Annotated in this window: 22 protein-coding genes; 11 read left to right on the top strand and 11 right to left on the bottom strand. The window is 68.2% G+C overall.

Features of this window, described 5'->3' with window-relative positions:
• Positions 1 to 36: 36 nt before the first annotated feature.
• The gene (gene grpE, locus CA982_RS02815; RefSeq protein ID WP_244176107.1) at positions 37 to 564 is read left to right on the top strand and encodes a nucleotide exchange factor GrpE; all 528 of its coding nucleotides are present in this window, start codon (positions 37 to 39) and stop codon (positions 562 to 564) included.
• Here grpE and CA982_RS02810 read toward each other — a convergent pair.
• On the bottom strand, positions 525 to 2582 hold the full coding sequence (locus CA982_RS02810; protein ID WP_086533821.1) for a prolyl oligopeptidase family serine peptidase: 2058 nt from the start codon (positions 2580 to 2582) through the stop codon (positions 525 to 527). The two genes, grpE and CA982_RS02810, sit on opposite strands and share 40 nt — an antisense overlap.
• A gap of 134 nt (positions 2583 to 2716) precedes the next feature.
• Between CA982_RS02810 and CA982_RS02805 the strand changes: the two genes are divergently transcribed.
• Positions 2717 to 4369: a serine hydrolase gene (locus CA982_RS02805; protein WP_244176106.1), complete on the top strand. Its 1653-nt coding sequence runs from the start codon at positions 2717 to 2719 to the stop codon at positions 4367 to 4369.
• A gap of 3 nt (positions 4370 to 4372) precedes the next feature.
• Here the strand turns inward: CA982_RS02805 and CA982_RS02800 are convergent, their stop codons facing one another.
• The 3 genes from CA982_RS02800 to CA982_RS02790 are packed head-to-tail and all read right to left on the bottom strand — an operon-like array spanning position 4373 to position 6758.
• Complete coding sequence (locus CA982_RS02800) at positions 4373 to 4861, bottom strand: DinB family protein (protein ID WP_208617865.1); 489 nt, start codon at positions 4859 to 4861, stop codon at positions 4373 to 4375.
• A 10-nt stretch (positions 4862 to 4871) separates the two neighbouring features.
• Positions 4872 to 6131, bottom strand: a complete 1260-nt coding sequence (locus tag CA982_RS02795) for an oxidoreductase (RefSeq protein ID WP_086533818.1) — start codon at positions 6129 to 6131, stop codon at positions 4872 to 4874.
• 21 nt (positions 6132 to 6152) lie between these two features.
• Entirely contained in the window at positions 6153 to 6758 is a 606-nt protein-coding gene (locus CA982_RS02790; RefSeq protein WP_086533817.1) for a TetR/AcrR family transcriptional regulator, read from the bottom strand.
• Positions 6759 to 6877: 119 nt separating this feature from the next.
• On the opposite strand from CA982_RS02790, the gene lpdA reads away from it, so the two are divergent.
• Both lpdA and CA982_RS02780 read left to right on the top strand, forming a co-directional pair.
• Positions 6878 to 8263 (top strand): dihydrolipoyl dehydrogenase, encoded by a 1386-nt coding sequence (gene lpdA / locus CA982_RS02785; RefSeq protein WP_086533816.1) that lies wholly within the window; start codon positions 6878 to 6880, stop codon positions 8261 to 8263.
• Positions 8264 to 8267: 4 nt separating this feature from the next.
• Positions 8268 to 9152, top strand: a complete 885-nt coding sequence (locus tag CA982_RS02780) for a DNA-3-methyladenine glycosylase family protein (RefSeq protein WP_086533815.1) — start codon at positions 8268 to 8270, stop codon at positions 9150 to 9152.
• A gap of 18 nt (positions 9153 to 9170) precedes the next feature.
• Here CA982_RS02780 and CA982_RS02775 read toward each other — a convergent pair whose 3' ends face one another.
• The gene (locus tag CA982_RS02775) at positions 9171 to 9815 is read right to left on the bottom strand and encodes a class I SAM-dependent methyltransferase (protein ID WP_086533814.1); all 645 of its coding nucleotides are present in this window, start codon (positions 9813 to 9815) and stop codon (positions 9171 to 9173) included.
• Position 9816: 1 nt separating this feature from the next.
• Positions 9817 to 10353: a carboxymuconolactone decarboxylase family protein gene (locus CA982_RS02770; protein WP_086533813.1), complete on the bottom strand. Its 537-nt coding sequence runs from the start codon at positions 10351 to 10353 to the stop codon at positions 9817 to 9819.
• Positions 10354 to 10378: 25 nt separating this feature from the next.
• On the opposite strand from CA982_RS02770, the gene CA982_RS02765 reads away from it, so the two are divergent.
• Complete coding sequence (locus tag CA982_RS02765) at positions 10379 to 10843, top strand: MaoC family dehydratase (RefSeq protein ID WP_086533812.1); 465 nt, start codon at positions 10379 to 10381, stop codon at positions 10841 to 10843.
• Positions 10844 to 11438: 595 nt separating this feature from the next.
• Positions 11439 to 12851 carry a lipase family protein gene (locus CA982_RS02760; RefSeq protein WP_086533811.1) on the top strand — a complete coding sequence of 471 codons (1413 nt, stop codon included), beginning with the start codon at positions 11439 to 11441 and terminating at the stop codon, positions 12849 to 12851.
• Here CA982_RS02760 and ramB read toward each other — a convergent pair whose 3' ends face one another.
• Complete coding sequence (gene ramB, locus CA982_RS02755) at positions 12852 to 14291, bottom strand: acetate metabolism transcriptional regulator RamB (RefSeq protein WP_086533810.1); 1440 nt, start codon at positions 14289 to 14291, stop codon at positions 12852 to 12854.
• A gap of 60 nt (positions 14292 to 14351) precedes the next feature.
• Between ramB and CA982_RS02750 the strand changes: the two genes are divergently transcribed.
• The 4 genes from CA982_RS02750 to CA982_RS02735 all read left to right on the top strand — a co-directional run bounded on the left by CA982_RS02750 (position 14352) and on the right by CA982_RS02735 (position 18979).
• Positions 14352 to 15122, top strand: a complete 771-nt coding sequence (locus CA982_RS02750) for a hypothetical protein (protein ID WP_086533809.1) — start codon at positions 14352 to 14354, stop codon at positions 15120 to 15122.
• Positions 15123 to 15590: 468 nt separating this feature from the next.
• Entirely contained in the window at positions 15591 to 16886 is a 1296-nt protein-coding gene (aceA, locus tag CA982_RS02745; RefSeq protein WP_004022743.1) for an isocitrate lyase, read from the top strand.
• Between the two features lie 164 nt (positions 16887 to 17050).
• Complete coding sequence (locus CA982_RS02740) at positions 17051 to 17917, top strand: 3-hydroxybutyryl-CoA dehydrogenase (protein WP_086533808.1); 867 nt, start codon at positions 17051 to 17053, stop codon at positions 17915 to 17917.
• A 288-nt stretch (positions 17918 to 18205) separates the two neighbouring features.
• Positions 18206 to 18979 (top strand): heparin-binding hemagglutinin, encoded by a 774-nt coding sequence (locus tag CA982_RS02735; RefSeq protein WP_086533807.1) that lies wholly within the window; start codon positions 18206 to 18208, stop codon positions 18977 to 18979.
• 171 nt (positions 18980 to 19150) lie between these two features.
• Here CA982_RS02735 and CA982_RS02730 read toward each other — a convergent pair whose 3' ends face one another.
• Positions 19151 to 19675, bottom strand: a complete 525-nt coding sequence (locus CA982_RS02730; protein WP_086533806.1) for a helix-turn-helix domain-containing protein — start codon at positions 19673 to 19675, stop codon at positions 19151 to 19153.
• 75 nt (positions 19676 to 19750) lie between these two features.
• Between CA982_RS02730 and CA982_RS02725 the strand changes: the two genes are divergently transcribed.
• Positions 19751 to 20929, top strand: a complete 1179-nt coding sequence (locus tag CA982_RS02725; RefSeq protein WP_086533805.1) for a benzoate/H(+) symporter BenE family transporter — start codon at positions 19751 to 19753, stop codon at positions 20927 to 20929.
• A gap of 168 nt (positions 20930 to 21097) precedes the next feature.
• Here the strand turns inward: CA982_RS02725 and CA982_RS02720 are convergent, their stop codons facing one another.
• Genes CA982_RS02720 through CA982_RS02710 form a run of 3 tightly spaced genes read right to left on the bottom strand, consistent with a single transcriptional unit; the run spans position 21098 to position 23591 of the window.
• Entirely contained in the window at positions 21098 to 21949 is an 852-nt protein-coding gene (locus CA982_RS02720; protein ID WP_086533804.1) for a PPK2 family polyphosphate kinase, read from the bottom strand.
• Positions 21946 to 22779, bottom strand: coding sequence for an SDR family NAD(P)-dependent oxidoreductase (locus tag CA982_RS02715; protein ID WP_086533803.1), 834 nt, complete (start codon positions 22777 to 22779; stop codon positions 21946 to 21948). Before CA982_RS02715 ends, CA982_RS02720 begins: the two co-directional genes overlap by 4 nt.
• On the bottom strand, positions 22779 to 23591 hold the full coding sequence (locus CA982_RS02710) for a TetR/AcrR family transcriptional regulator (protein ID WP_208617864.1): 813 nt from the start codon (positions 23589 to 23591) through the stop codon (positions 22779 to 22781). Before CA982_RS02710 ends, CA982_RS02715 begins: the two co-directional genes overlap by 1 nt.
• Positions 23592 to 23600 lie beyond the last annotated feature (9 nt).

Genomic DNA, 23600 nt, shown 5'->3' with positions numbered 1-23600 from the left:
GCCGAGGAGTGGGTGGGTGTTGATTACGCTGGCGGAATGACGTCTCCGGAGGGCGCTGCACCCGACCGCACCGCTGCACCCGACCGCACCGATGGGTTCGAGCAGTTGCGGGAGCAGGTGTCCGATCTCGCAGTGGTGGTGGCGCGGCAGACCCGCACGATCGAACGCCTCGTCGACGGGGCCGAGCGACCGGCCGGGTCCGCTGCGGCCGACGTTCCGCTTCTGGTCGACCTGTTCGCGCTCCACACCGATGCGGCGACGTGTGCGGCCTCCGCGTCGGAGGCCGATCGGCCCGCGTTCGAGCTGTTGCGCGCCGGACTGGAACGGCTCATCGTCGGCCGCGGCGGTGCGGTCGTCGCCCCACTCCCCGGTGCCGGCTTCGATGCCCGCACCATGGAAGCGGTCGATGTCCGAGCGGCGACCGACACCGCGGCGGACCGCACGGTCGCCGAGCTGCTCCGTCCCGGGCTCGTCGTCGGGGAGCGTTCGGTCCGTCCCGCGGCCGTGGTGGTCTTCCAGTCCGCTCAGGACTCGGGAGACAGTGTCCGCCAGAGAAACTCGTAGGCGAGCGCCGACTTGAACGCGGCCTGCTTGTTGTCCGCCGCGCCGCCGTGGCCACCCTCGATGTTCTCGTAGTACTGCACGTCGTGACCGGTTTCCTCCAGGCGTGCAACGAGTTTGCGCGCATGGCCGGGGTGGACCCGGTCGTCGCGGGTCGAGGTGGTCACCAGGATCGGCGGGTAGGTCGTTTCGGCGTCGACGTTCTGATACGGCGAGAACGGCTTCATGAACTCCCACTGCTCGGGGTCGTCGGGATCGCCGTACTCGGCCATCCACGACGCCCCGGCCAGCAGGAGGTGATAGCGCTTCATGTCGATGAGCGGCACCTGGCACACCAGCGCGCCGAACAAGTCGGGATACCGGGTCAGCATCACGCCCATGAGCAACCCGCCGTTGGAACCGCCCTGCGCGCCCAGCTGCGCCGGTGTCGTCAGGCCGGTGTCGACGAGGGCACGTGCCACCGCGGCGAAATCCTCGTAGACCTTGTGCCGCCCCGCCTTCTGGGCCTGGGTGTGCCACGACGGTCCGTACTCGCCGCCGCCGCGGATGTTGGCGATGACGTAGATCCCGCCACGCTCGATCCAGCTCTGGCCGGCGATGGCGAGGTAGCTCGGGGTGAGCGCGTTCTCGAACCCGCCGTAGCCGTACAGGAGGGTCGGACCGTGGGACACGTCGCGGCGCCGCACGACGAAATACGGGACCTGCGTTCCGTCGTCGGAGGTCGCGAAGTGCTGTTCCGCGGTCACCGAGTCGGCGTCGAAGAATGCCGGACTGCGCTTGATCACCTCGGGCGCGTGGCCGCTGTCGCCGTGCAGCAGACTCGGCGGATCGGTGAACGACGTCGCCGACCAGAACACCTCGTCGCTCTCGTCGGCGTCGGTGTCGAGCACGGAGACGGTGGCCAGGTCGGGTAGGCCCGGCATGTCGACGACCTGCCACGTCCCGAGTTCGCGGACCTCGACCCTGGTGTGCACGTCGTGGAGCTTGACGATGATGAGATGCGACCGCGTATAGGCGTAGTCGACGAGACTCGTGTGCGCGTCGGGTGCGAACAGCACGGTCGCGTCCCGATCGCCCGACCGGTAGGACTCGTAGTCGAAGGCCAGCAGCGTGCCCGGTGCGTGGGTGGTGCCGTCGACCTCCCACTCCGACCGCGACAGCACCAGCAGCCAGTTCATCCGCACCCCGGCGTGGGCGTCGGTGGGGACGTCGAGCAACTCGGGAGTGCCGTCGCGTAGTTCGTAGTCGAGTGAGTTGAAGAAGTCCGTGGCGCGTCCGACGAAGTGGCGCTCGAATCCCGGAGTGCTGTCGTAGCTCGCGCGCACCGACACGTCGCCGGTCTCGCCGGTGAAGACCGTCACCGCGTCCGACAGCGGCGTACCGCGTGTCCATCGCTTGACGACGCGGGGATAACCGGAGTCGGTCAACGAGCCGTGCCCGTCCGGCTGCACTCCGAAATCCGTTCCGACGTAAACGGTGTCGCGGTCGATCCAGCCGACGTCGGACTTGTTCTCCGGCAGCACGAATCCGTCGGCCACCCAGCTGCGCGACGGGATGTCGAACTCGCGGACCACGGAGGCGTCGGCGCCGCCTCGCGAGAGGGAGATCAGCGCGCGCTCGTACTCGGGGCGCAGCACGGTGGCGCCGGCCCACACCCAGTTCTCGTCTTCGTCTGCAGCCAGTCGATCGACGTCGATGAGGACATCCCAGTCCGGGGAGTCGGTGACATAGGAGTCGTACGTCGTGCGACGCCAGAGTCCGCGCGGGTTGGTCGCGTCGCGCCAGAAGTTGTAGAGATACTCCCCACGCCGCCGTGCGTAGGGGATGCGATCGTCGGTGTCGAGGGCCGCCAGCGTCGCGGCCTCCAGCTCGCGGAATCGTTCCGACGAGGTCAGCGCCGCCACCGTGGGCTCGTTGTGTGCGCGCACCCACGACAGCGCCTCGTCGCCGGTGACCTCTTCGAGCCACAGGTACGGATCGGTGTCGGTGGACGCGGTGCGCTCGTCGCCGTGCTCGGTCATGGCGTCCAACCTACGCGGGCGTCCGGGCCGGCCGATTCCGAGCGTGTGGACCTCGGGGCACCGACCCAGGCAAAACGCCTCCTCGGGGCCTGTTCGCCGGGGTATCGTGACGCAGCGACGTCGAGGAGACCCCCATGGCCACTGCCCATTCCGTTCCCGTCCGCGGTCCCGGCCAGGATTCGCCCCGGGCGTCGAGATGGGGTCGTCTCTCGACGGCCGCCTGCTCCGCGGTCGCGGTGATCGCACTCGTCGCCGCCTGCGACAGCGGGTCGTCGGGGACCGGCGCTCCGCCGTCGGGGTCCGCGCCGGCCAATCCGAATTCCGTCGCCGCCGAACCGCTGCCGTCCGACGCCGTCGACAAGGCGGTCGGTCAGCTCGACGACCTCGTCAACTCGATGATGGAGTCGACGAAGATCCCGGGGGTGGCCGTGGCGGTGGTGTCGGGAGGGGAGACGAAGTACGCCAAGGGGTTCGGCGTCAAGGACATCACCACCGGTGACGCGGTCGACGCGGACACCGTCTTCCAGCTCGCGTCGGTGTCGAAGTCGGTCGGATCGACGGTGGTCGCGGCCGCCGTCACCGACAAGACGGTCGCCTGGGAGATGCCGATCGTGGAAGCACTGCCCTGGTTCGCGCTCGCCGAACCGTACGTCACCCGCACGGTCACGGTCGGCGACATGTACTCCCACCGGTCCGGCCTCCCGGACCATGCAGGCGACAAACTCGAGGACATGGGCTACTCGCGCGACGAGATCCTGCAGCGGATGCGCTTCATGCCCCTCGATCCGTTCCGGATCAGCTACGCCTACACCAACTTCGGGGTCACTGCCGGTGGCGAGGCGGTGGCGGTGAAAGCCGGGACGGACTGGGCGACGCTGTCCCAGGACCTCGTCTACGGTCCGCTGGGCATGACCAGCACCAGCTCGCGATTCGTCGACTTCGAGCGCCGGGCGGACCGCGCGGTCGGGCACATCAAGGAAGACGACAAGTGGGTCAAGACCCCGATCCCGCGTGAACCCGACGCCCAGTCACCGGCGGGCGGCGTGAGTTCGACCGTGAACGACATGGCGATCTGGCTGAAGATGGTGCTGGCCCAAGGCAAGCACAACGGCCAGGAGGTCGTGGCTCCCGACGCCCTGCTCCCGGCGGTCTCCCCGCAGATCGTGTCCAACCCGCCCCAGACACCCGACTCGCGCGCCGGATCGTACGGCTACGGCTTCAACGTCGGGGTCACCGAGGACGCGCGGACACAGTTCAACCACGCCGGCGCCTTCGCCTCGGGCGCCGGAACGGTCTTCTCGATCCTGCCGTCCGGCGACACCGCCATCGTCGTGCTCTCCAACGCCGCGCCCCTCGGTGCGGTGGACGCGATCGCCGCCGAGTTCATGGACCTCGTGCAGTTCGGTGAGATCCGCAATGACTGGCGCGACCTCTACGCCAAGGCCTATGCGCCGCTGAGCGTGCCGGAGGGGGAACTCGTCGGCAAGGAACCGCCGTCGAATCCCGCTCCGCCGCAGCCGTTGCCGTCGTATGTGGGCACCTACGCCAATCCCGTGTACGGACCCGCCGAGGTCGTCGAGCGCGACGGGAAACTCGTCCTGGAGATGGGTCCGGGCGGGGTGCGCACACACGAGCTCGCCCATCGGGACGGCAACACCTTCACCTTCACCCTGCTCAACGAGAACGCCGAGCCGGGCTCGATCTCACAGGTGAGATTCGACGGGCCGCGGATGACGATCGAGTACTACGACGACGAGGAGAGCAACGGCGAGTTCATCCGGCGGTGACGCTCAGCGGCCGGTCTTGCCGTCGAGGCCCTCGCGGATGATGTCGAGATGACCCGCGTGCCGTGCGGTCTCCTCGATCAGGTGGGTCAGCGCCCACCGCATGGAAGGTGAGGAGCGTCGTCCGCTCGCTCTCGGCGCCGGGTCGGCCAGATCGGTGTAGGACTCGATGACCGTGCCGGCCTCGGACACCGCACGGCGGTAGGCGTCCTGGACCGATGCCACGGTGTCGGTGTCCGGGCAGGTGAACGTCGACTGCCAGTCGTCGGCATCCTCGCCCAGGAAGAAGAACCGTTCCACGAAGGTCAGGTGTCGGACGAGGCCGAGCAGGCTGGTGCCCGACGGAACCGCGGCCGCACGGGCGTCGTCCTCGGCGACGCCGTCGAGTTTGGCCACCGCCGACGTGCGCAGATAGTCGAGGAAACCGACCAGCACCTCCTTCTCCGAGGCGCCGGTCGCCGGCGGCGGGGTGTCCTTGCGGCGGCGGGGAGGCATGCGCATGATCCTAGTGAACGGCAGTCACCGGGTCGGGGACTTCGCCCGCCCGGATCGGGCATCGGGTGTGCGAGTAGATCGTCGGCATGCAGAGGTTGCAGTGGACGCACTTCGACGCCGTCGAGGGGTCGGCGGCCAGACGCAGTGGAAGGTCGGGCTCACGCAGCAGAGCGCGGCCCATGGCCATGAAGTCGAAGCCCTCGGCGAGAGCGAGGTCCATCGACGCCCGGTCGGTGACACCGCCCAGGAGGATGAGCGGCAGGTCGACGGCCTTGCGGAGCTCGCGCGCCAGGGGCAGCAGGTAGGCGTCGTGATAGCGGTAGTGCTTCAGGAAGATCGGGGCGAAGGCCTTGAGGCCGTACTTCATCGCACCGGAGAAGGCGTCGGCGAACTCCTTGCGCGGCGCCTCGCCGTGGAACAGGTACATCGGGTTGAGAAGGGAACTCCCCGCGGTGGGTTCGATGGCGTCGAGGTGGCCGTCGGACTCCAGCAGCTGTGCCACCTGGCACGCCTCGTCGACGTTGAAGCCACTCAACCGCGCCCGGCCGCGCGCCCGCGCCGCGGGCGAGCGTTCGAGGTCGACCCGGCCGACGCCGTCGAAGGTGTTCAGTTTGACCCAGATCGCCGCCTCGTCACCGACCTCCTCGCGCACGCTCTCGACCACCTCGCGCGCGATGCGTGCGCGGTTGACGAGGCTCCCGCCGTAGGCGTCTCGACGCCGGTTCAACAGCGGGGACAGGAAGCTGGAGATGAGATAGTTGTGCCCGCAGTGGATCTCGAGCCCGTCGAAGCCGGAGTCCACCGCGAGGCGAGCGGCCCGACGGAACGTGGTCCGCAGGCCGGCGATGTCGTCGATGCTGATCGCGCGGGTCACCGACATCCCCATCGGCGCGGGTATCCGTGACGGTCCGAGGGAGGATGCCCGGTTCGACGCCGAGTTCGCCACCGCGCCCGCGTGCCCCAGCTGGGCCGCGGCGAGCGCCCCCTCGGCGTGGATGGCGTCGGTGAGTCGCTGCAACCCGGGAACCGCCTCCGGGCGCATCCAGATCTGGTGGCGGTCGGTGCGGCCCTCGGGTGAGATCGCACAGTAGGCGACGGTGCTCATGGCGACGCCACCGGCCGCGACCTCGCGATGGAACTCGATGAGCTCGTCGGTCACCAGGGCGTCGGGCGTCATCCCCTCGAAGGTGGCGCACTTGATCAGCCGGTTCCGCAGATGAAGCGGTCCCAGCCGGGCGGGGCTGAACGGTCCGGTGGTGGGGCTGTCCACGACGGGTCCTCTCACTCGTGTCTATGTGGCGGGTGCGGTCAATCCGGCGGTGACGAACCCGATCAACGCCGTCACCGCGGCGGTGCTCAACGTCTCGGTGCCGCCGAACCGCAGGAGGATGAGCTGGAAACCGAGGGCCCAGCGCCGGCGCGCCTCGCTCGCGGTCAGGCCGGGGACCGCCTCGGCGAGCATGTCGGCGAACGGGTCGAGATCGAACCAGTGCGACGTCCAGCTCGCGGTGGGATGGGCGAACACGAACCGGGCGAGCAGGCGGAGGTGCAGGTGTCCGGTCGGGTCGGCCTGCAGGTCGACGAAGGGGCTGACCACCACGTCGACGACCTGTGCGATCGGCGTGACGGCCGGATCGAGGGAGGCGAGCGGGTCGGCCCACAGCGGACCGAGCCGGGACTGCAGCAGCGCGATGGTGAGGTCGTCCTTGGTGCCGAAGTGGTAGTGCACTGCCGCCGTGTTGGCATCGGCGGCCGCGCAGATCGCCCGGACGGACACCTTGTCGTATCCGTCGGCGAGGAAGAGACGTTCGGCGACGGTCAGCAGGGCGTCGCGGGTGGGCATCGGCGTCGAACCGCGACGCCCGGCACCCCGTCCATCGCGGGTGGTCTGGGTCACACGAGCAGCAAAGCACAGTTCAGTCAGTGTTTCAATCAATGATTGAAAGCGGGGGATTGCTACCGGCGAGTAGTGGGACACTCTGCGGCGACGGTCGGACGCGACGTAGGCTGGCTGTCGTGGCTGAACACTTTCAAACAGTTGTATTGGGTGCAGGTCCAGGTGGGTACGTAGCCGCGATCCGGTCGGCTCAACTGGGCAAGAAAACCGCCGTCATCGAGGAGAAGTACTGGGGCGGTGTGTGTCTGAACGTCGGATGTATCCCGTCCAAGGCATTGTTGCGCAACGCCGAACTCGCGCACATCTTCACTCACCAGGCCAAGACCTTCGGCATGAGTGGCGACGTGTCCTTCGACTTCGGCGCGGCGTTCGACCGCAGCCGCAAGGTGTCGGACGGCATCGTCAAGGGCGTCCACTACCTGATGAAGAAGAACAAGATCACCGAGATCGACGGGTACGGGGTGTTCACCGACGCCAAGACCATCAAGGTCGGCGACCGGGAGATCACCTTCGACGATGTCATCATCGACACCGGGTCGACGGTGAAGCTGCTCCCCGGCGTCGAACTGTCCGAGAACGTGGTCACCTACGAGACCCAGATCCTCACCCGTGAGCTGCCCGGCTCCATCGTCATCGTCGGCGCGGGCGCCATCGGCATGGAATTCGGCTACGTGCTCGCCAACTACGGCGTCGACGTCACCATCGTCGAGTTCCTCGACCGCGTCCTGCCCAACGAGGACGCCGACTCGTCCAAGGCGCTCGCCAAGGAGTACAAGAAGCTCGGCATCAAGCTGCTGACCTCCACCAGGGTCCAGTCCGTCACCGACAACGGCGACAACGTCACCGTCACCTACACCGACGCCAAGGACAACGAGGGCGAGCTGACGGTCGACAAGGTCCTCATGTCGGTCGGGTTCGCCCCGCGCGTCGAGGGCTTCGGCCTCGAGAAGACCGGTGTGGAACTCACCGATCGTGGCGCCATCGCGATCGACGACTACATGCGCACCAACGTCGACGGCATCTACGCCATCGGCGACGTCACCGCCAAACTGCAACTCGCCCATGTGGCCGAGGCGCAAGGTGTGGTCGCCGCCGAGACCATCGCCGGGGCCGAGACCATGACTCTCGGTGACTACCGCTTCATGCCGCGCGCCACGTTCTGCCAGCCCCAGGTGGCGTCCTTCGGACTCACCGAGGCACAGGCCAAGGACGAGGGATACAACGTGAAGGCGACGACCTTCCCGTTCTCGGCCAATGGCAAGGCGCAGGGACTCGGCGAGACCGCGGGCTTCGTCAAGCTCGTCACGAACGCCGACACCGATGAACTCCTCGGCGGACACCTCGTGGGCGACAACGTCTCCGAGATGCTGCCCGAGATGACGCTGGCCCACAAGTGGGACCTCACCGCCAAGGAACTGGCTCGGAACGTGCACACCCACCCGACCCTGTCGGAGGCGCTGCAGGAGACGTTCCACGGCGCGATCGGGCACATGATCAACCTGTAGACGAGTGACTGCCGACGAGCGGGTCCGGGAGTGGGAGCTCCCGTGGCCGCTCGATCTGCGGGCGACGGTCGGCCTGCACCGTCGCGGTGCGGGCGACCCGGCGTTCGTCTACGCCCGTGACGGGTCGGTCTGGCGAGCGGTGCACACCCCCGACGGGCCGGGCACGGTGACGATCGCCGTGCGCGCCGGTGTCGTCGTCGGACGCGCGTGGGGGCCGGGCGCCGACTGGTTGCTCGACCAGATGCCGGCCTTCCTCGGCGCGCACGACGACCCGGACGCACTCGTCCCACGGGATCCCGTCGTGGCGGAACTCGTCCGGCGCGCCGAAGGGCTGCGGCTGTCCCGGACGGACCGGGTGTGGGAGGCCCTTGTGCCGGCGATCCTGGAGCAGAAGGTCGTCGGCGCCGAGGCGTTCCGTGCCTGGCGTTACCTGGTGCGCCGCTTCGGTTCTCCGGCGCCCGGACCGGTTCCGGAGACCATGCGGGTGCCGCCGTCCAAAGACGACTGGGTGCGGATCCCGAGCTGGGAATGGCATCGCAGCGGTATCGAGCCGGTCCGGATGCGCACCATCCGTGGCGCGACCACCATCGATGTCGAACGCCACGCGCGGAAGCTCACCGTGCTCCGCGGCGTCGGACAGTGGACCGAGGCGGAGACGCTGTCACGGGCGCTCGGCGACCCCGATGTCGTCAACGTGGGCGACTACCACATCCCGAAACTGGTGGGACTCACCCTGATCGGCGAGGCCGTCGACGATGCCGGGATGCTCGAACTCCTCGAACCCTATGCCGGACAACGTCAACGGATCATCCGGCTGGTCGCCCGACGCGGCGTGCGGCCCGAGCGGCGGGGCCCGCGGATGACGGTCCGCGACTACCGGGACTTCTGAGACCTCGGTCGCCGGTGTCTACGATCCCGGCTTGCGTGCCAACACGTACTGCCCCTGGCCGGTGATGGTCTGCTCCACGTCGTCCAGGCCGGCGCGACGGAGGCGCGCGACGATCTCGTGGTCGTCGAAGATGCGGTATCCGCTCGCGCCGGCGAGCGGCCGCACGCCCGGGAACGAGGTGAGTGGCGTCGTCACCGACGTGAAGATCACGATCTCGCCGCCGGGTGCGGTCACGCGCACCAGTTCGTCGACGACCGGTAGGGGATCGGGGATCAGGTAGAGCGCGGCCAGGCAGGTGACGACGTCGAAGGTGTTGTCGGCGAACGGCAACGAGTGCGCGTCACCGCGCAGGAACGCGGCTCGCCCGACGGCGTTGGTCTGCGCGGCCCGCGCCAGCATGGGCGCGGAGAAGTCGATGCCGATGCACCGACCGTCGCCGGTCAGCCCGTCGGCGATCTCACGCGTGTAATTGCCTGGACCGCAGGCGACATCGAGGACCAGGCGGTCACCGGGGCGGGCGAGATAGGCGCGCAGCGCACGGTCGAAGTCGGCGGTGGACCGGCCGCCGAGACTGAAGAGGCGGGTGAAGGTCGGCCGCCACAGGTGTTCGTAGATCTCGGCGAAGTACTCGTTGCGCATCAGTCGCTGCGCGATCGACTCCATCTCAGGAGCGGGTGTCGCGCTGGATGCGCAGCGTGTGGATGGTCGTCGCGAGACTGTCGTACTGACCGACGAGCAGGGTGAAGCCGATGAGTTTCCGGTCGTCGAGGTGCCTCGACAGCGCCTGCCAGGCGACGTCGGAGACGTCCTTGGTCTCGACGAGCTCGTCGACGGCCCGCAGGATCGCCCGTTCGCGATCGCCCCACCCGGCGTCGGGACCCTCGAGGATGCGGTCGAACTCTTCTGCGGTGATCCCGGCCCGACGGCCGAGGCGCCGGTGATGGTCGAGTTCGTAGTCGGACTTCCGAAGGTGTGCCACCCGGATGATCACCATCTCGGAGTCCTTGCGCGGCAACACACCGAACGGCATGAGCCGGCTGCTGAAGTGGAGCCAACCGCGGAACAGCCCCTTCGCGCGCCCGAGGGTGGAGAAGATGTGTGCGTCGTCGACGCCGATCGTGCGTGCGGCCCCCCGCGCGAACATGAAATTGACCGGCCCGAGCTCCCGGAAACCACCTGGTGCGACGCGAGGTGTGCCCATGGGCCCACGGTAGACTACGCGGACTATGACGCACACCACACGGACGTTCACCAGTGTCGACGAACTGAAGGCCGCGATCGGCGAGGACCTGGGGTCGGGCGAATGGCTCGAGATCACCCAGGAACGGGTCGACGCCTTCGCCGACGCGACCGGCGACCATCAGTGGATCCACGTCGATCCGGAGCGGGCCAGGTCCGGTCCGTTCGGGACGACCATCGCGCACGGATATCTGACTGTGTCGCTGCTGCCGATGATCGCCGGCAAGATCTTCACCGTCGAAGGCCCCAAGCTGACCCTCAACTACGGGATGAACAAGCTGCGGTTCCCGAACCCGGTCAAGGTCGGCGCCCGGATCCGATCCAACGCGGTGATCACCTCGGTGGAAGAGACGCCGAAGGGCGTGAACGTGGTCGTCACCAACACCGTGGAGATCGAGGGGGAGACCAAGCCCGCCTGCGTCGCCGAGAATCTCCGCGTCCTCGTCTTCTGACCCGGGCGCGGAACGCCTCGGCGCCCAGCGGCGAGATCCGGTCGGCGGTCGGCGACCGGAACAGGTCGGGGTCGTTCGACAGCAACTGCATCGGCAGGAAGCTTCCCCGGCTATCCGGTCATCGCTATCCGGCTGTCGCGCAGCGTGTTCGGTTGTACTCGAATGGCTGCCCGGATGGCGTCGATGTGCCGGCTGCTCGTCGGGGGACCAGCAGGACGCCGGCCGTCCACGATGCCCGGCGGTGGTGCGAGGTTCTCGTCATGAGGTGCCTCCGCGTCGACGACGCCCTGGGTGTTGCGCTCGCAGACGCCCTGCTGCGCCCGCTTCCCCGTGACCCTGGGACGGCTGCACCGGCCCGGACGCCCCTCGCACATCGATGGTCGCCGCACCGAGACGCAACCGTGATGTCCGGTGCGAAAGGCGTATTCGCGTGTCACCCGTCCGGACTACACGCACGACGCGCCTGTGCCGTCGGCACGGCACAGGCGATCCGCGCCATCTAGCATTGGCCACAGGTGATCGCGGTTCGAGTCGTCAGATGTGCTGCCGGGGGGCGGCGGACTCGACGGTCACCGGGTGAGACGGGAGGTTGGCGATGCCGGCCAGGGGAGTTCGAGCAGCGGCTCGACGGGCAGCGATCGCGACCACGGTGGCGGTGGCCGCGATGACCCTTGTCGCGGGTCCGACCGGGATGAGCGGGACTGCCGACGCGGAGCCGCCCAATCTCACCTCGGTCCCCTCGCAACTGCCGGAGGACATCGACGCGCTGATCCCGGCGCCGCCGGTCGAGAAGCTGTCGCGCATCCCGGAGCGATCGCGGATCCCGGGCGCCTCCCGCGAACTCCAGGAACTACGCGAGGCGATCATGCCGTCGCCGAGCGGTGACCGGTTCTTCGACCACTGGCCTGCGGGCCTCGCCGCGCGGGCACCCGGCGAGGTCCTGACCACGCGGTCGGTGACCCGGGTGGCGCAGCCCCTGGTCGTCGTCCCACTGCGGTCGGCGCGGCAGGTCAAGTTCCGGACCGCCGACGCGAACGGTGCGCCAATGTTCGGCACGGCCACCCTCCTGGTGCCGGCCAAGGCGTGGACCGGTCCGGGCGCCCGGCCCGTCCTGATCAACAATTCGCCGATCGTCGCACTGGGTACCAAATGCACGACCGGGTTCACCTACGCGCACGGTTTCACCAACAACACGAACGAGACCGATCTGATCCCGCCGTACACCCAGCTCGCACTCGATCGCGGTTATGCGGTGCTGGTGCCCGATCACACGGGTCCCCGGATGGCCTACGCCGAGCCGTATGTCGCGGCACACGTGATCCTCGACTCGGTCCGCGCGGCAGCAGCCCTCGATCCGGCGAACTTCGCGCGTGGACCCATCGCCATGGTCGGCTACTCCGGCGGGGCGATCGCCACCCACGGTGCGGCCAAGCTCGCCACCCGCTACGCACCCGACATCGCCGGCCGATTCGTGGGGGCGGCCATCGGCGGGGTGCCCGCCGACTACCGGTCGCTCGCCGGCGCCATGAACGCGAACCTGGCCTCCGGGGTCTTCCACGCCGCGATGCTCGGCGTCGCACGCGAACGGCCCGAGGTCCTACGGATGTCGAACCACCTGGCGAGATGGCTCGCGACATCGGAGATCCGCAACATCTGCACCGACGACATGGGCAACCTCGGGATCGCGCACCTGCCGACCCAGCTGCTGTCGACCGACCCGGATCCCTTCCACTCCGCTCTCGCCGAGAAGCTCTTCGAGGTCACGTCCATGTCCGATCTCGAGGCGTCGATGCCGTTGCTGATCTACCACGGGCGTTACGAGTGGTGGGTGCCGGCGAGTCAGGCCCGGGCGCTCTTCGCCCAGCAGTGTGCTCTCGGTGCGACCGCGATCTACCGCGAATACGGGGCCGAACACGTCTCGGCTGCCGCCCTGGGCTTCCCGGACACCGCGACCTGGCTCGACGACCGGTTGCGGGGCCTGCCCGCGCCGGACGGGTGTCGACGCTGATCAGGGCGCGGGGCGCGTTTCGGTGAGGCTCATGTACGGGGAGACGCTGCTCGTGTGTTCGTCGATGCGCAGCGAGGCGCCCAAGGCGGGGAATGCGCGCTGGGCGCAGTTGGTCCGCTCGCACACCCGGCAACCGGCACCGATCGGCGTGACATGTGCCTGTGGCCCGATCTCCAGCCCGTCGGAGTAGATCACCCGCGCAGCATGGCGCAGTTCGCATCCCATGCCGATCGCGAAGGTCTTTCCGGGCTGCCCATAGCGAGTGGCGCGGCGTTCGACGGTACGTGCGACCCAGAAGTAGTTGCGGCCGTCGGGCATCTCGGCGATCTGGGTGATGATCTTGCCGGGGTAGGCGAAGGTCTCGTAGACATTCCACAGCGGACAGGTTCCGCCGCTCTGAGAGAAGTGAAAACCGGTGGCGGACTGCCGTTTCGACATGTTTCCCGCCCGATCGACGCGCACGAACGACCAGGGGATGCCCCGCAGGTTGGGTCGTTGCAGTGTCGAGAGCCGGTGGCAGATCGTCTCGTAGGACACCGAGTAGAAGGCGGACAGGCGCTCGATGTCATACCGGAAGTCCTCCGCCGCGCCGTGGAACTGGCTGTAGGGCAAGACGACTGCGGCGGCGAAGTAGTTCGCGAGACCGAGGAGTCCGAGGGCCCTGGCATCCTCGCTGCTGAAGTTGGCCTCGTCGACCAGCTTGTCGAGGAGGTCCTGGTACTCGAGATAGCAGAGTTCGCTGGCGAGTTTGAACGTCCGCTGGCCCGCCGACAGTGATGCGGAGAACTCGAGGCGTCGGGCCTCGCGGTCGAATCGATGCAGGGTGTAGTCGCCGAGATCGACGCGCCGCACGATGCTGATGCCGTGGACGCTCTCGATGCGGTTCATGATCTCGCGGCGGATGTCGGCGGAGTGCATCCGCATCCGGGTGGTCATCCCCTCGGCAGCGACGTCGAGTTCGTGAATGTAGTTGCGGCGCTGATAGAAGTAGTCGCGCACCTCCTCGTGCGGCGCGCTGATGGTGCCGCGCATGCTGCGGTCGCCGCGTTCGTCGGTGGCCGCCGCGAGCTGATCGGTGGCGATCCTGTAGCGGCGGTGCAGGTTGACCATCGCCTGAGCCATCTCGGGATGCGATGCGACCATCGCGCTGATCCCCTGTGCGTCGAGCGCGCCGGGGGAGGCCTCGAGGTCGTCGTCGAGCAGGGCTTCGCGCAACTCGGCGACCAGGCGGACGTCGTCCTGCGAGTCGAAGAACCCGGCGTCGACGCCGAAGGCCTCGGTGATCTTGGCGAGCACCGAGGCGGTGAGGGGACGCGCGTCGTGCTCGATCTGATTGAGATACGACGCCGAGATCGACAGGGTCTGCGCGAGAGCGACCTGCGACAGGCCGCGCTCGGAACGCAACTGGCGCAACCGCGACCCCACATAGGTCCTGCTCATCGTCCACCTCCCGGACAGGTGTCGCCGCCCCGAGCGTCGTCCCCAGGGTACGGTGACCGCGTGCTCACCCTCCTCGGCCGCCGCCGCTCGTCGGCAGCGCTGGCCGTGTCGGTGGCGGCAGTGGCGCTCGGCGTCGCGGGGTGCGCAGCCGGCCCGGAGGCTGCACAGGCTCCTCGCGGGCCCGCCGATCTGGTGTTGTCCGCGTCGCAGTTGCCGCCCGGGTACACCTCCGCCCCGCTGTCCGTGTCCGATCTCGTCGCGGGGAACCAGGCCGCCATCGATGCCTCCCGGTCGGCGCGCGTCGCACCCGAGTACTGCCGGCCGACATCCGACGAGGCTCTCAACAAGCAGCTGACCGCGGACAACTCCGCTGTCCTGGCCGCCCGCGACGGTGCCACGGGAACCCTCGTGGAACTGGTCACCACCGCACCTCGCGACATCGACGCCGACCGGCTGACCACGACGGGCCGGTGCTCCCGCACCACGACGGAGATCACCACCGGCCACCTGTCGGGAAGCCGGGTGCTCACGGTGTACACCGAGTTGCCCCAGCCGGACATCGACGGCGGGTTGCTGCCGGGTGAGCAACTCCTGCTCACCCGGTCCGACGTCACGACCACCCTGTCCGACGGCGGGGTCCGCCGGCAGGTCGGGTTCGCCGGGTACGCCGTGCTCGACCGCCCGGAGTCGGGGCCGGTGACGGTGCAGCTGACGGTGTCGGGCGCGCCGACCCGCGCGACCACTCCACCGACCACGCCGGTCGAGCCGATCGATCCGACTGCCTTCTCGGCGCTGTTCGACGCTGCCGTCGAGCGCGTCATCACGCCCTGAGACCACCGGGCCGCGATGGATGTTGCCCGGGATCGTGTGAAGGGTGTCACTCTCGGGTACGTGTCCGTCGGTGCCGTGGTGCGCACCGGCCGCGATCCGGGACCCGGGTGCATCCCTACCCGGGAGTAGAAAATCCCAGTACGGACGTACTTTTTGGCGGGCGGCACTACGTGTTTCACAGATCAATATTTGCAAACTTTGCACACCGGTGACGAAAAATAACCCAGATTTACAGTCGTCAAGGGTTGGACCTGCGGGTTTGTCTTGTGGCACCCTTGCTGCAGGCACTACCGACACCGAGTCGGAGGGTTCGCAAGTTTCGGCCGAGACTGACGCCGACCGCGAGTTCACACCTTCGGGCGAGGAAGTCGGCTGTCTGTCAGCAGAGAGGTTCCGGCGGCGCGCCGGGCCGTCGCCCCGATCCGGTCCCCGGTCGGGACGAGCAGGACAACGAAAGCGAAGTAGCCAATGAGCAACGTCGGAAAGCCCCGTACCGCAGCAGAGATCCAGCAGGATTGGGACACCAACCCGCGCTGGAAGGGCATCAAGCGCGACTACACCGCCGAGCAGGTCGCCGAGCTCCAGGGTTCGGTCGTCGAGGAGCACACCCTCGCCCGTCGTGGCGCGGAGATCCTGTGGGACGGCGTGACCAAGGGTGACGGCAGCTACATCAACGCGCTCGGCGCCCTCACCGGCAACCAGGCCGTGCAGCAGGTTCGCGCCGGCCTGAAGGCCGTGTACCTCTCGGGCTGGCAGGTCGCCGGCGACGCCAACCTCTCCGGGCACACCTACCCCGACCAGTCGCTCTACCCGGCCAACTCGGTGCCGAGCGTCGTGCGCCGCATCAACAACGCGCTGCTGCGCGCCGACGAGATCGCCCGCGTCGAGGGTGACGACTCGGTCGACAACTGGGTCGTCCCGATCGTCGCCGACGGTGAGGCCGGCTTCGGTGGCGCCCTCAACGTCTACGAGCTGCAGAAGGCCATGATCGCCGCGGGTGCCGCCGGTACCCACTGGGAGGACCAGCTCGCCTCGGAGAAGAAGTGCGGCCACCTCGGTGGCAAGGTGCTGATCCCGACCCAGCAGCACGTCCGCACCCTGAACTCGGCTCGCCTCGCCGCCGATGTCGCCGGTGTCCCCACCGTCGTCATCGCCCGTACCGACGCCGAGGCCGCCACGCTCATCACCTCCGACGTCGACGACCGCGACAAGCAGTTCGTCACCGGTGAGCGCACCGCCGAGGGCTACTACCACGTGAAGAACGGCATCGAGCCCTGCATCGAGCGTGCGAAGTCCTACGCTCCCTACGCCGACATGATCTGGATGGAGACCGGCACCCCCGATCTCGAGCTGGCGCGCAAGTTCGCCGAGGCCGTCAAGAGCGAGTACCCCGACCAGCTGCTGTCCTACAACTGCAGCCCGTCGTTCAACTGGAGCAAGCACCTCGACGACAGCACCATCGCCAAGTTCCAGAACGAGCTCGGCGCCATGGGCTTCACCTTCCAGTTCATCACGCTGGCCGGCTTCCACTCGCTGAACTACGGCATGTTCGACCTGGCCTACGGCTACGCTCGCGAGCAGATGTCGGCGTTCGTCGACCTGCAGAACCGCGAGTTCAAGGCTGCCGAGGAGCGTGGCTTCACCGCCGTCAAGCACCAGCGTGAGGTCGGCGCCGGGTACTTCGACAACATCGCCACCACTGTCGACCCCAACACCTCGACCGCTGCGCTCAAGGGCTCGACCGAGGAGGGTCAGTTCCACTAGGAACTCGACCGCCTCTGGCGTGATTTGACGAACCAGTCAGGCGGTCCGCGGCTTTCGCTGCGGGCCGCCTGCTGGCGTATCCGGGCATGTTCCGTACCCGGGGAGTGACCCATGTTCTCGCGAGATCAGTTGCCGCGCAGAACGTTTCCATCCGAGGAGCCGACATGACAAGCCAGATGATCTCCCGCGTCGGCGTGGTGGGGGCGGGGCAGATGGGTGCCGGCATCGCCGAGGTGTGCGCGCGGGCCCACTCGGATGTGCTCGTCTACGAATTCACCCGCGAGCTGGCTGCCGCCGGGCGCGATCGGGTTCTCCGATCGCTCGACCGCGGCGTCTCCAGCGGCACGTTGACCGAGCGGGAGCGCGAACAGGCCTCGCTGCGACTCCACTTCACCTCGGACCTCGGCGACTTCGCCGATCGGCAACTCGTGTGCGAGGCCGTCGTCGAGGACGAAGCCGTCAAGACCGAGATCTTCACGCAGCTGGACAAGATCGTCGCCGACCCCGAGGCCGTCCTGGCGTCGAACACTTCGTCCATCCCGATCATGAAGCTGGGCATGGCAACTCAGAACGCCTCCCGCGTTATCGGCATGCACTTCTTCAATCCGGTCCCGGTGCTCCCGCTGGTCGAGGTCGTCACCACCCTGGTGACCACGCCGGCAGTCGTCGAGCGCGCCGAGACCTTTGCGCACGACGTACTGGGCAAGCAGGTGGTCCGTTCGGCCGACCGGTCCGGATTCGTCGTCAACGCCTTGCTCGTCCCCTATCTGCTCTCGTCCATCCGCATGGTGGAGAGCGGCTTCGCGACGGCCGACGACATCGACAAGGCCATGGTCCTGGGCTGCGCTCATCCGATGGGCCCGCTCAAGCTGGCCGACCTCGTCGGGCTCGACACGGTCAAGGCGATCGCCGACAAGATGTACGAGGAGTTCAAAGAGCCCCTCTATTCGCCGCCGCCGCTGCTCCTGCGCATGGTCGAGGCCGGGCGTCTGGGCAAGAAGGCCGGTCACGGCTTCTACCGATACGGGTGATCTGACCGGTTTGCGGGGAGCCTCGGGTGACCTCCGTCACGAGTGTTAGCAAGATGCTTGCATTTGCTAGCACAGCGTGGATACTGGATATCGGAAACACCAATACCGATGGCGCCGCGGTTCCCCTTTTCTCGCGCGGTGTGAGCCGGATCGAATCGGCTTGCGACACCGAACGTTTGAGGCGACAGGCGACGGGATGTTCCGACATGCGCCCGGCGAAGATGCCGAGATGAGCGAGACCGCATGTGCTGCAGCGCGATTGGTGACCCAACCCCGAAGGAGTCCACAGTGACCACCACCGAACGCAACTACGCTCCCCTCTACGCCGCAGTCGGCGCCGGCGACTACGCCTTCGCCCAGGTCACCGAGAAGCTGACCGAACTGCGTGAACGCACCGAGGCCGCCGCCGAGACCGCTCAGTCGCGTTTCGACGAGGCCAAGACCCGGATCTCGGATCTGCCGGAGACCGCCCAGACCCGCTTCGACGAGGCCAAGACCCGCATCGGCTCGCTGTCCGACGAGGTCCCCAGCGACCTCGACGAGCTGCGCGGCAAGCTGACCGCCGACGAGCTCAAGCGCATCACCGATCCGTACGTGGAGAAGGCCTACGGCTTCTACACCTCGCTCGCCGAGCGCGGCGAGGCCACGCTGGAACGCCTGCGCACCAAGCCGCTCGTCCAGGAGAACCTCTCGCGGGCCGAAAAGGTCTACAACGACGCCGTCGACCTGACCGAGGACGCCCTCGGGGTCGTGTCCACCCAGACCCGCCTCGTCGGTGACCGTGCGGCGAAGCTCGCCGGGCGCGTCAGCGAAGAGGTCGAGGACGTCGCCGTCGCGATCGAAGAGGCCGGCAGCAACGTCAAGGAGCAGGCCGCCGACGCAGCCAAGGAGATCGACGGCGCCGCAGGCACTGTCGAGGCCAAGGGCCGCGCCGCCAAGTCCTCGCCGGCCAAGAAGGTCGCCGAGGCGAAGGACACCCCGGTCCCGGCCGTGAAGAAGACCGCCGCCAAGAGGGCGCCGGCCAAGAAGGCCCCGGTCAAGAAGCCGACCACCGCGAAGTAAGCTCGCGCACAGTCGCGCCCGCAACGCCCCCGCTCCGGCGGGGGCGTTGCCGTGTGTCGGGGCGACTTGTCTCGGACGAGGGCCCTGTCCCGCGGTGGTGTTTCCGTCCCGCTGATGAGATCTGATCAGCGGGACGGAAACAGCACCGCGGGAACGCGATCCGGCGGGCCGTCAGGGCGACCGGATGGTCAGGACCGCGAGGGCGCCGTCGTCGCTGCGGTAGGTGTGGACGGTGTCGGAGAGCCACTGCAGGGATTCGCCCGGCCCGGCCGTGTGTTCCGCACCGGCTCGACCGGCGCAGAGGTGGCCGCTGACCACGTGCACGTGCTCGACGACGCCGGCGCCGTGGGCAGGCGACTCCCGGGTGCCGCCCGGGGTCACGCGCAACCAGAACACCTCGGTGACCGATCCGTCGTCGTGGTGTTCGACATGCAGCAGCCGCGCGGCGAGATGGGGGCCTGCGCCCTCGGTGCCGGACTCCTCGCCCAGGAGCGCCGACAGCGGCACCCCGAGCGGCCCGGCGATGGCGTAGAGCGTGTCGAGGGTGGGATTGCGGTGACCGCCTTCGAGTTCGGACAGCGATCCCTTCCCGATCCCGGCCTCTCGGGCGAGGCCGGACAGGCTCAGGCCACGTTGCGTGCGGAGGGCGGAGATCCGGGCCCCGACGGCTCGTCGTCGGTCATCGCCGTGTGTCATCGTCTGGGCCTGCGCTCGTCTTCGCGTCGTGTGTGGGTTGTTCTGTTTACGGAACGATACCGTTATGCTCGCGACATGACCAGTCCCGTCTCGTCGACTCGCAGCGAGCCGATCATCGCCGGGGTGGTGACCTCGCTGGTCGGGTTCACCTCCTCCTTCGTCGTGGTGGTGACCGGATTGCGTTCGGTGGGTGCCAGTCCGACCCAGGCCGCCTCGGGTCTGCTCGTCCTGACGGTTCTGTTCGGACTCGGGTCGATCCTGCTCTCGGTGCAGACGCGCCGGCCGGTGACGCTGGCGTGGTCCACGCCGGGGGCCGCGCTGCTCGTGTCGGCCGGTGCGTCCTACGACGCCGGGTGGCCTGCGGCGGTCGGCGCCTTCCTGGTGGTCGGGTTGCTCATCCTCGCCACCGGACTGCTGCCGGCGCTCGGCGACTTGATCGGCCGCATCCCGGCGCCGATCGCCCAGGCGATGCTCGCCGGGGTCCTCCTCTCCCTGTGTCTCGCGCCGATGACCTCGCTGTCCGCGCAACCGTGGTCGACCATTCCGATCCTCGTCGTCTGGTTGCTGGCGATGCGGTGGCTCCCGCGGTGGGCGCTGCCGCTGGCGCTGGTCACAGCGCTGATCGTGATCGGGGTGAACCTGGTCCTGGATGGTTACAGCGGCTGGGCGGGGGAATCGTGGTGGCCGCAACTGACGTGGACCACACCGTCTTTCGACGTGTCCGCGATCGCGGGGCTCGCCGTTCCGCTCTACATCGTCACCATGGCCTCCCAGAATGTTCCCGGGGTGGCCGTGCTCAAGTCCTTCGGTTACGCGACGCCGTGGCGTCGGGCGATGTTCGTGACCGGGGCGGGAACCGTGCTCGGCGCGCCGTTCGGCGGGCACGCGATCAACCTCGCCGCGCTGTCCGCCGCACTGGCCGCGGGCCCGGAAGCCGGCGCCGACCGGTCTCGGCGGTGGATCGCCGGTGTGGCCACGGGTTCGACGAGTCTCGTGCTCGCAGCGTTGTCCGGCACGCTGGTCGTCGTCACGGCGATCGCACCGGACGGATTGCTCGAAGCCGTTGCGGGACTTGCGCTGTTGACCACCTTCGTGGCGTCGATCCAGGGGGCGTTCGAAAAGGCGGAGTTTCGCATTCCCGCGGCACTGACCTTCGTGACCGCGGCCGCGGGCGTCACCTTCGGCGGGATCGGTGGCGCCTTCTGGGCGCTGGTCGTCGGGCTGGTGGCGCACGGCGTGTTACGTGGGAAGTGAGAGCTCAGAGGCGGGGTGGCTTCGACACAGTGGGCGCACAGTCAACGGGAATGGACGCACAGTCGACGGATTTGGACGCACAGTCAACGGGAATGGACGCACAGTCGACCGATTTGGACGCACAGTCGACGGATTTGGACGCACAGTCGACGAACGTGCGTACCTCGCTCAGTCGGCGGCGGCGAGCCGCTTCTTCTCGGCCTCGACGTCGAAATCGGCGGGCGGCCAATCGAGATGGAGACCGGTGAGGGCGTCGATGAGGAGCTCGCACACCGCGAGGCGCGCGAACCATTTGCGGTTCGACGGGATGACGAACCACGGTGCGGAGTCGCGGTCGGTGAGGTCGAAGATCGCCTGATACGCCTCGAGGTAGGCATCCCAGTGGCTGCGTTCGTCGACGTCGCCCGGGTTGTACTTCCAGTACTTGTCCGGCCGCTCCAGGCGTTGCGCGAGACGGGTCTTCTGTTCGTCCTTGGAGACCACGAGGCAGCACTTGAGAACGGTTGTCCCGCCGGCGACGAGCTCGGACTCGAACTGGTTGATCAGATCGTAGCGCTTCTCCCACACCGATTGCGGAACCAGGTTGTGCACTCGGACCGGGAGGACGTCCTCGTAGTGGGACCGGTCGAAGATCCCGATCCGGCCGGCGGGCGGCAGCGCGCGATGGATGCGCCACAGGAAGTCGTGCTGCAGTTCCTCTTTCGTCGGCTTGCCGAACCCTCTGATCGACAGGCCCTGCGGATCCATCAGCCCGCCGACGTGGCGCACGATGCCGCCCTTGCCCGCGGTGTCCATGCCCTGGAGTACGAGCAGAACCGAGCGATGATCGCCGGCCCGGCCATTGGCGTACAGCAGCTCCTGTAGGTCGGCGAGTACCTCGCCGCGCTGTGCCAGGAGGTCGGCTCCGGCGGCCTTGTCGCCGTGGAAGCCGGGCGTCGTCTCGGGGTCGAACGACGTGATCGGGCCGATGGCGCCGGCTCGCAGCACGTCGGCGGCGGGGGTGGACCAACCGGTGCTCATGTCGGCGTCCTCTCGGAGTCGGAATCGGAGTCTGCCGCGGGTTCGGCCGGCGGCGGGAACAGCGGTCCTCCGCCGAAGGCGGCGCGGTGTGAATCCGGCGGCGTGCCATCGTTGTTCACGATGCCGTACGCCCGGCCCAGTTCGGCGGTGACCAGGGTGTGTCCGCTGAGTTCGGGCAGCCCGGGATCGGCGGACAGTCCCGCGATGACCCGGCCGACGAACTCGGGGTCCTCGGCGCGCGCGAGGGAGAACCCGGCGAACTCGTCGACGCCGAGAGACAACAGCAGCTCGGTGCGGATCAGCCCGAGCCACAACGAGATCGAACTGACCCCGGTGCCGCGCAGTTCCACCGCCATGTCGGCGGCCATCTTGTCCAGAGCGGTCTTGCTCATCCCGTACAGAACCGAATGCAGATGACCGCGCGAACCGAACGACGAGATGTTCGCGATGAGTCCGCTGCCGGCCTCGGTCATGACCCGCGCCGCATGTACCGAAGCCACGTAATGTGCTCGCAGTCCGACACCGATCAACGTGTCCCAGTCATCGACGGGACGTTTCCAGAACGGCTCGGAGAATCCCCCGAAGCCCTTCGGCGCGGCCCACGCGTTGTTGACGAGCAGATCGAGTCCACCTGCGTCCGAGGCGATCTCGTCGAACACCGCGGACACCGAGGCGTCGTCGGCGTGGTCACAGACGAGCGCGCGGGCGCCGTCGGGTCCCGAACCCCTCCGCGAGGTGACATACGTCGTCCACCCGTCCTCGACGAGCGCACGAGCGATTCCGTATCCGACGCCGCGACTGCCGCCGGTCACGAGAGCGACGCGTGCCATCAGGCGCCGGGGGTCCCGGAGGAGGGGTCGGCGGGCATGGGATCGAAGAGCGCAGGCGGCGCCGCCAGGAACTTCTCCCGCGAACCGTTGACCTGCCACACACCCACCACCGCGCTCCAGACCATCATGGTCAGATAATCCACCACTTCGTCGGCGCTGAGGGTGCGTTTGGTCATCCACCAGTCCACGACATGCTGGATGCCGCCGACGAGGGCATGGGACCAGAGCTCGGCCCCGGTGGTGTCCGCGCCACGTTCGGCCATCCGCATCTGGATGCTGCCCATGACCAACTGGGTGACCAGCCGTACGGAGTCGGCCGGCGCCGGCGACGACGTGGGTGAACTCGCCAGTGCGAATCGGTACAGCTGCGGTTCGTCGTCGACGGCGTGGACGTACACCCCGATGATGGTGTGGGTGAGCGTGTACTCGTCGAGATCGTCGGCGATCGCCTCGGTCAGCCGCGGGTAGATGGTCGTCTCGAAGAAGCGCACCGTCGTCGCGACACCCAGGTCGCTCTTGTCGGCGAAATAGCGGTAGAGGACGGTTTTGGAGACGCCGATGTGCGCGGCGATCTCGTCCATGCCGACGTCGGCACCCAGCGCACGGACCGCGGCGATGACGCCGTCGGTGAGCTCGGTGCGCCGTGCGAGCTTGTGTTTCTCCCAGCGCTGTTTGCGGCCGTCGGGTTTGGCGCCGGTCTCCACGACCGACTCGCTGACGGTGTTCAGGACCTGTTCCAGCCCGCGCGTCACGTTGGCCGCGGCCGCCACTGCTGCGCGCGCCGCTGCGGCGGGATTCGGGCGGTTGGCCATCACGCAGCC

It is taken from the genome of Gordonia lacunae, from assembly GCF_002149015.1.
GTDB lineage: Bacteria > Actinomycetota > Actinomycetes > Mycobacteriales > Mycobacteriaceae > Gordonia > Gordonia lacunae.
Note: the sequence above shows the minus strand (reverse complement) of the source record. Positions and strands in the feature narration are given on the sequence as shown.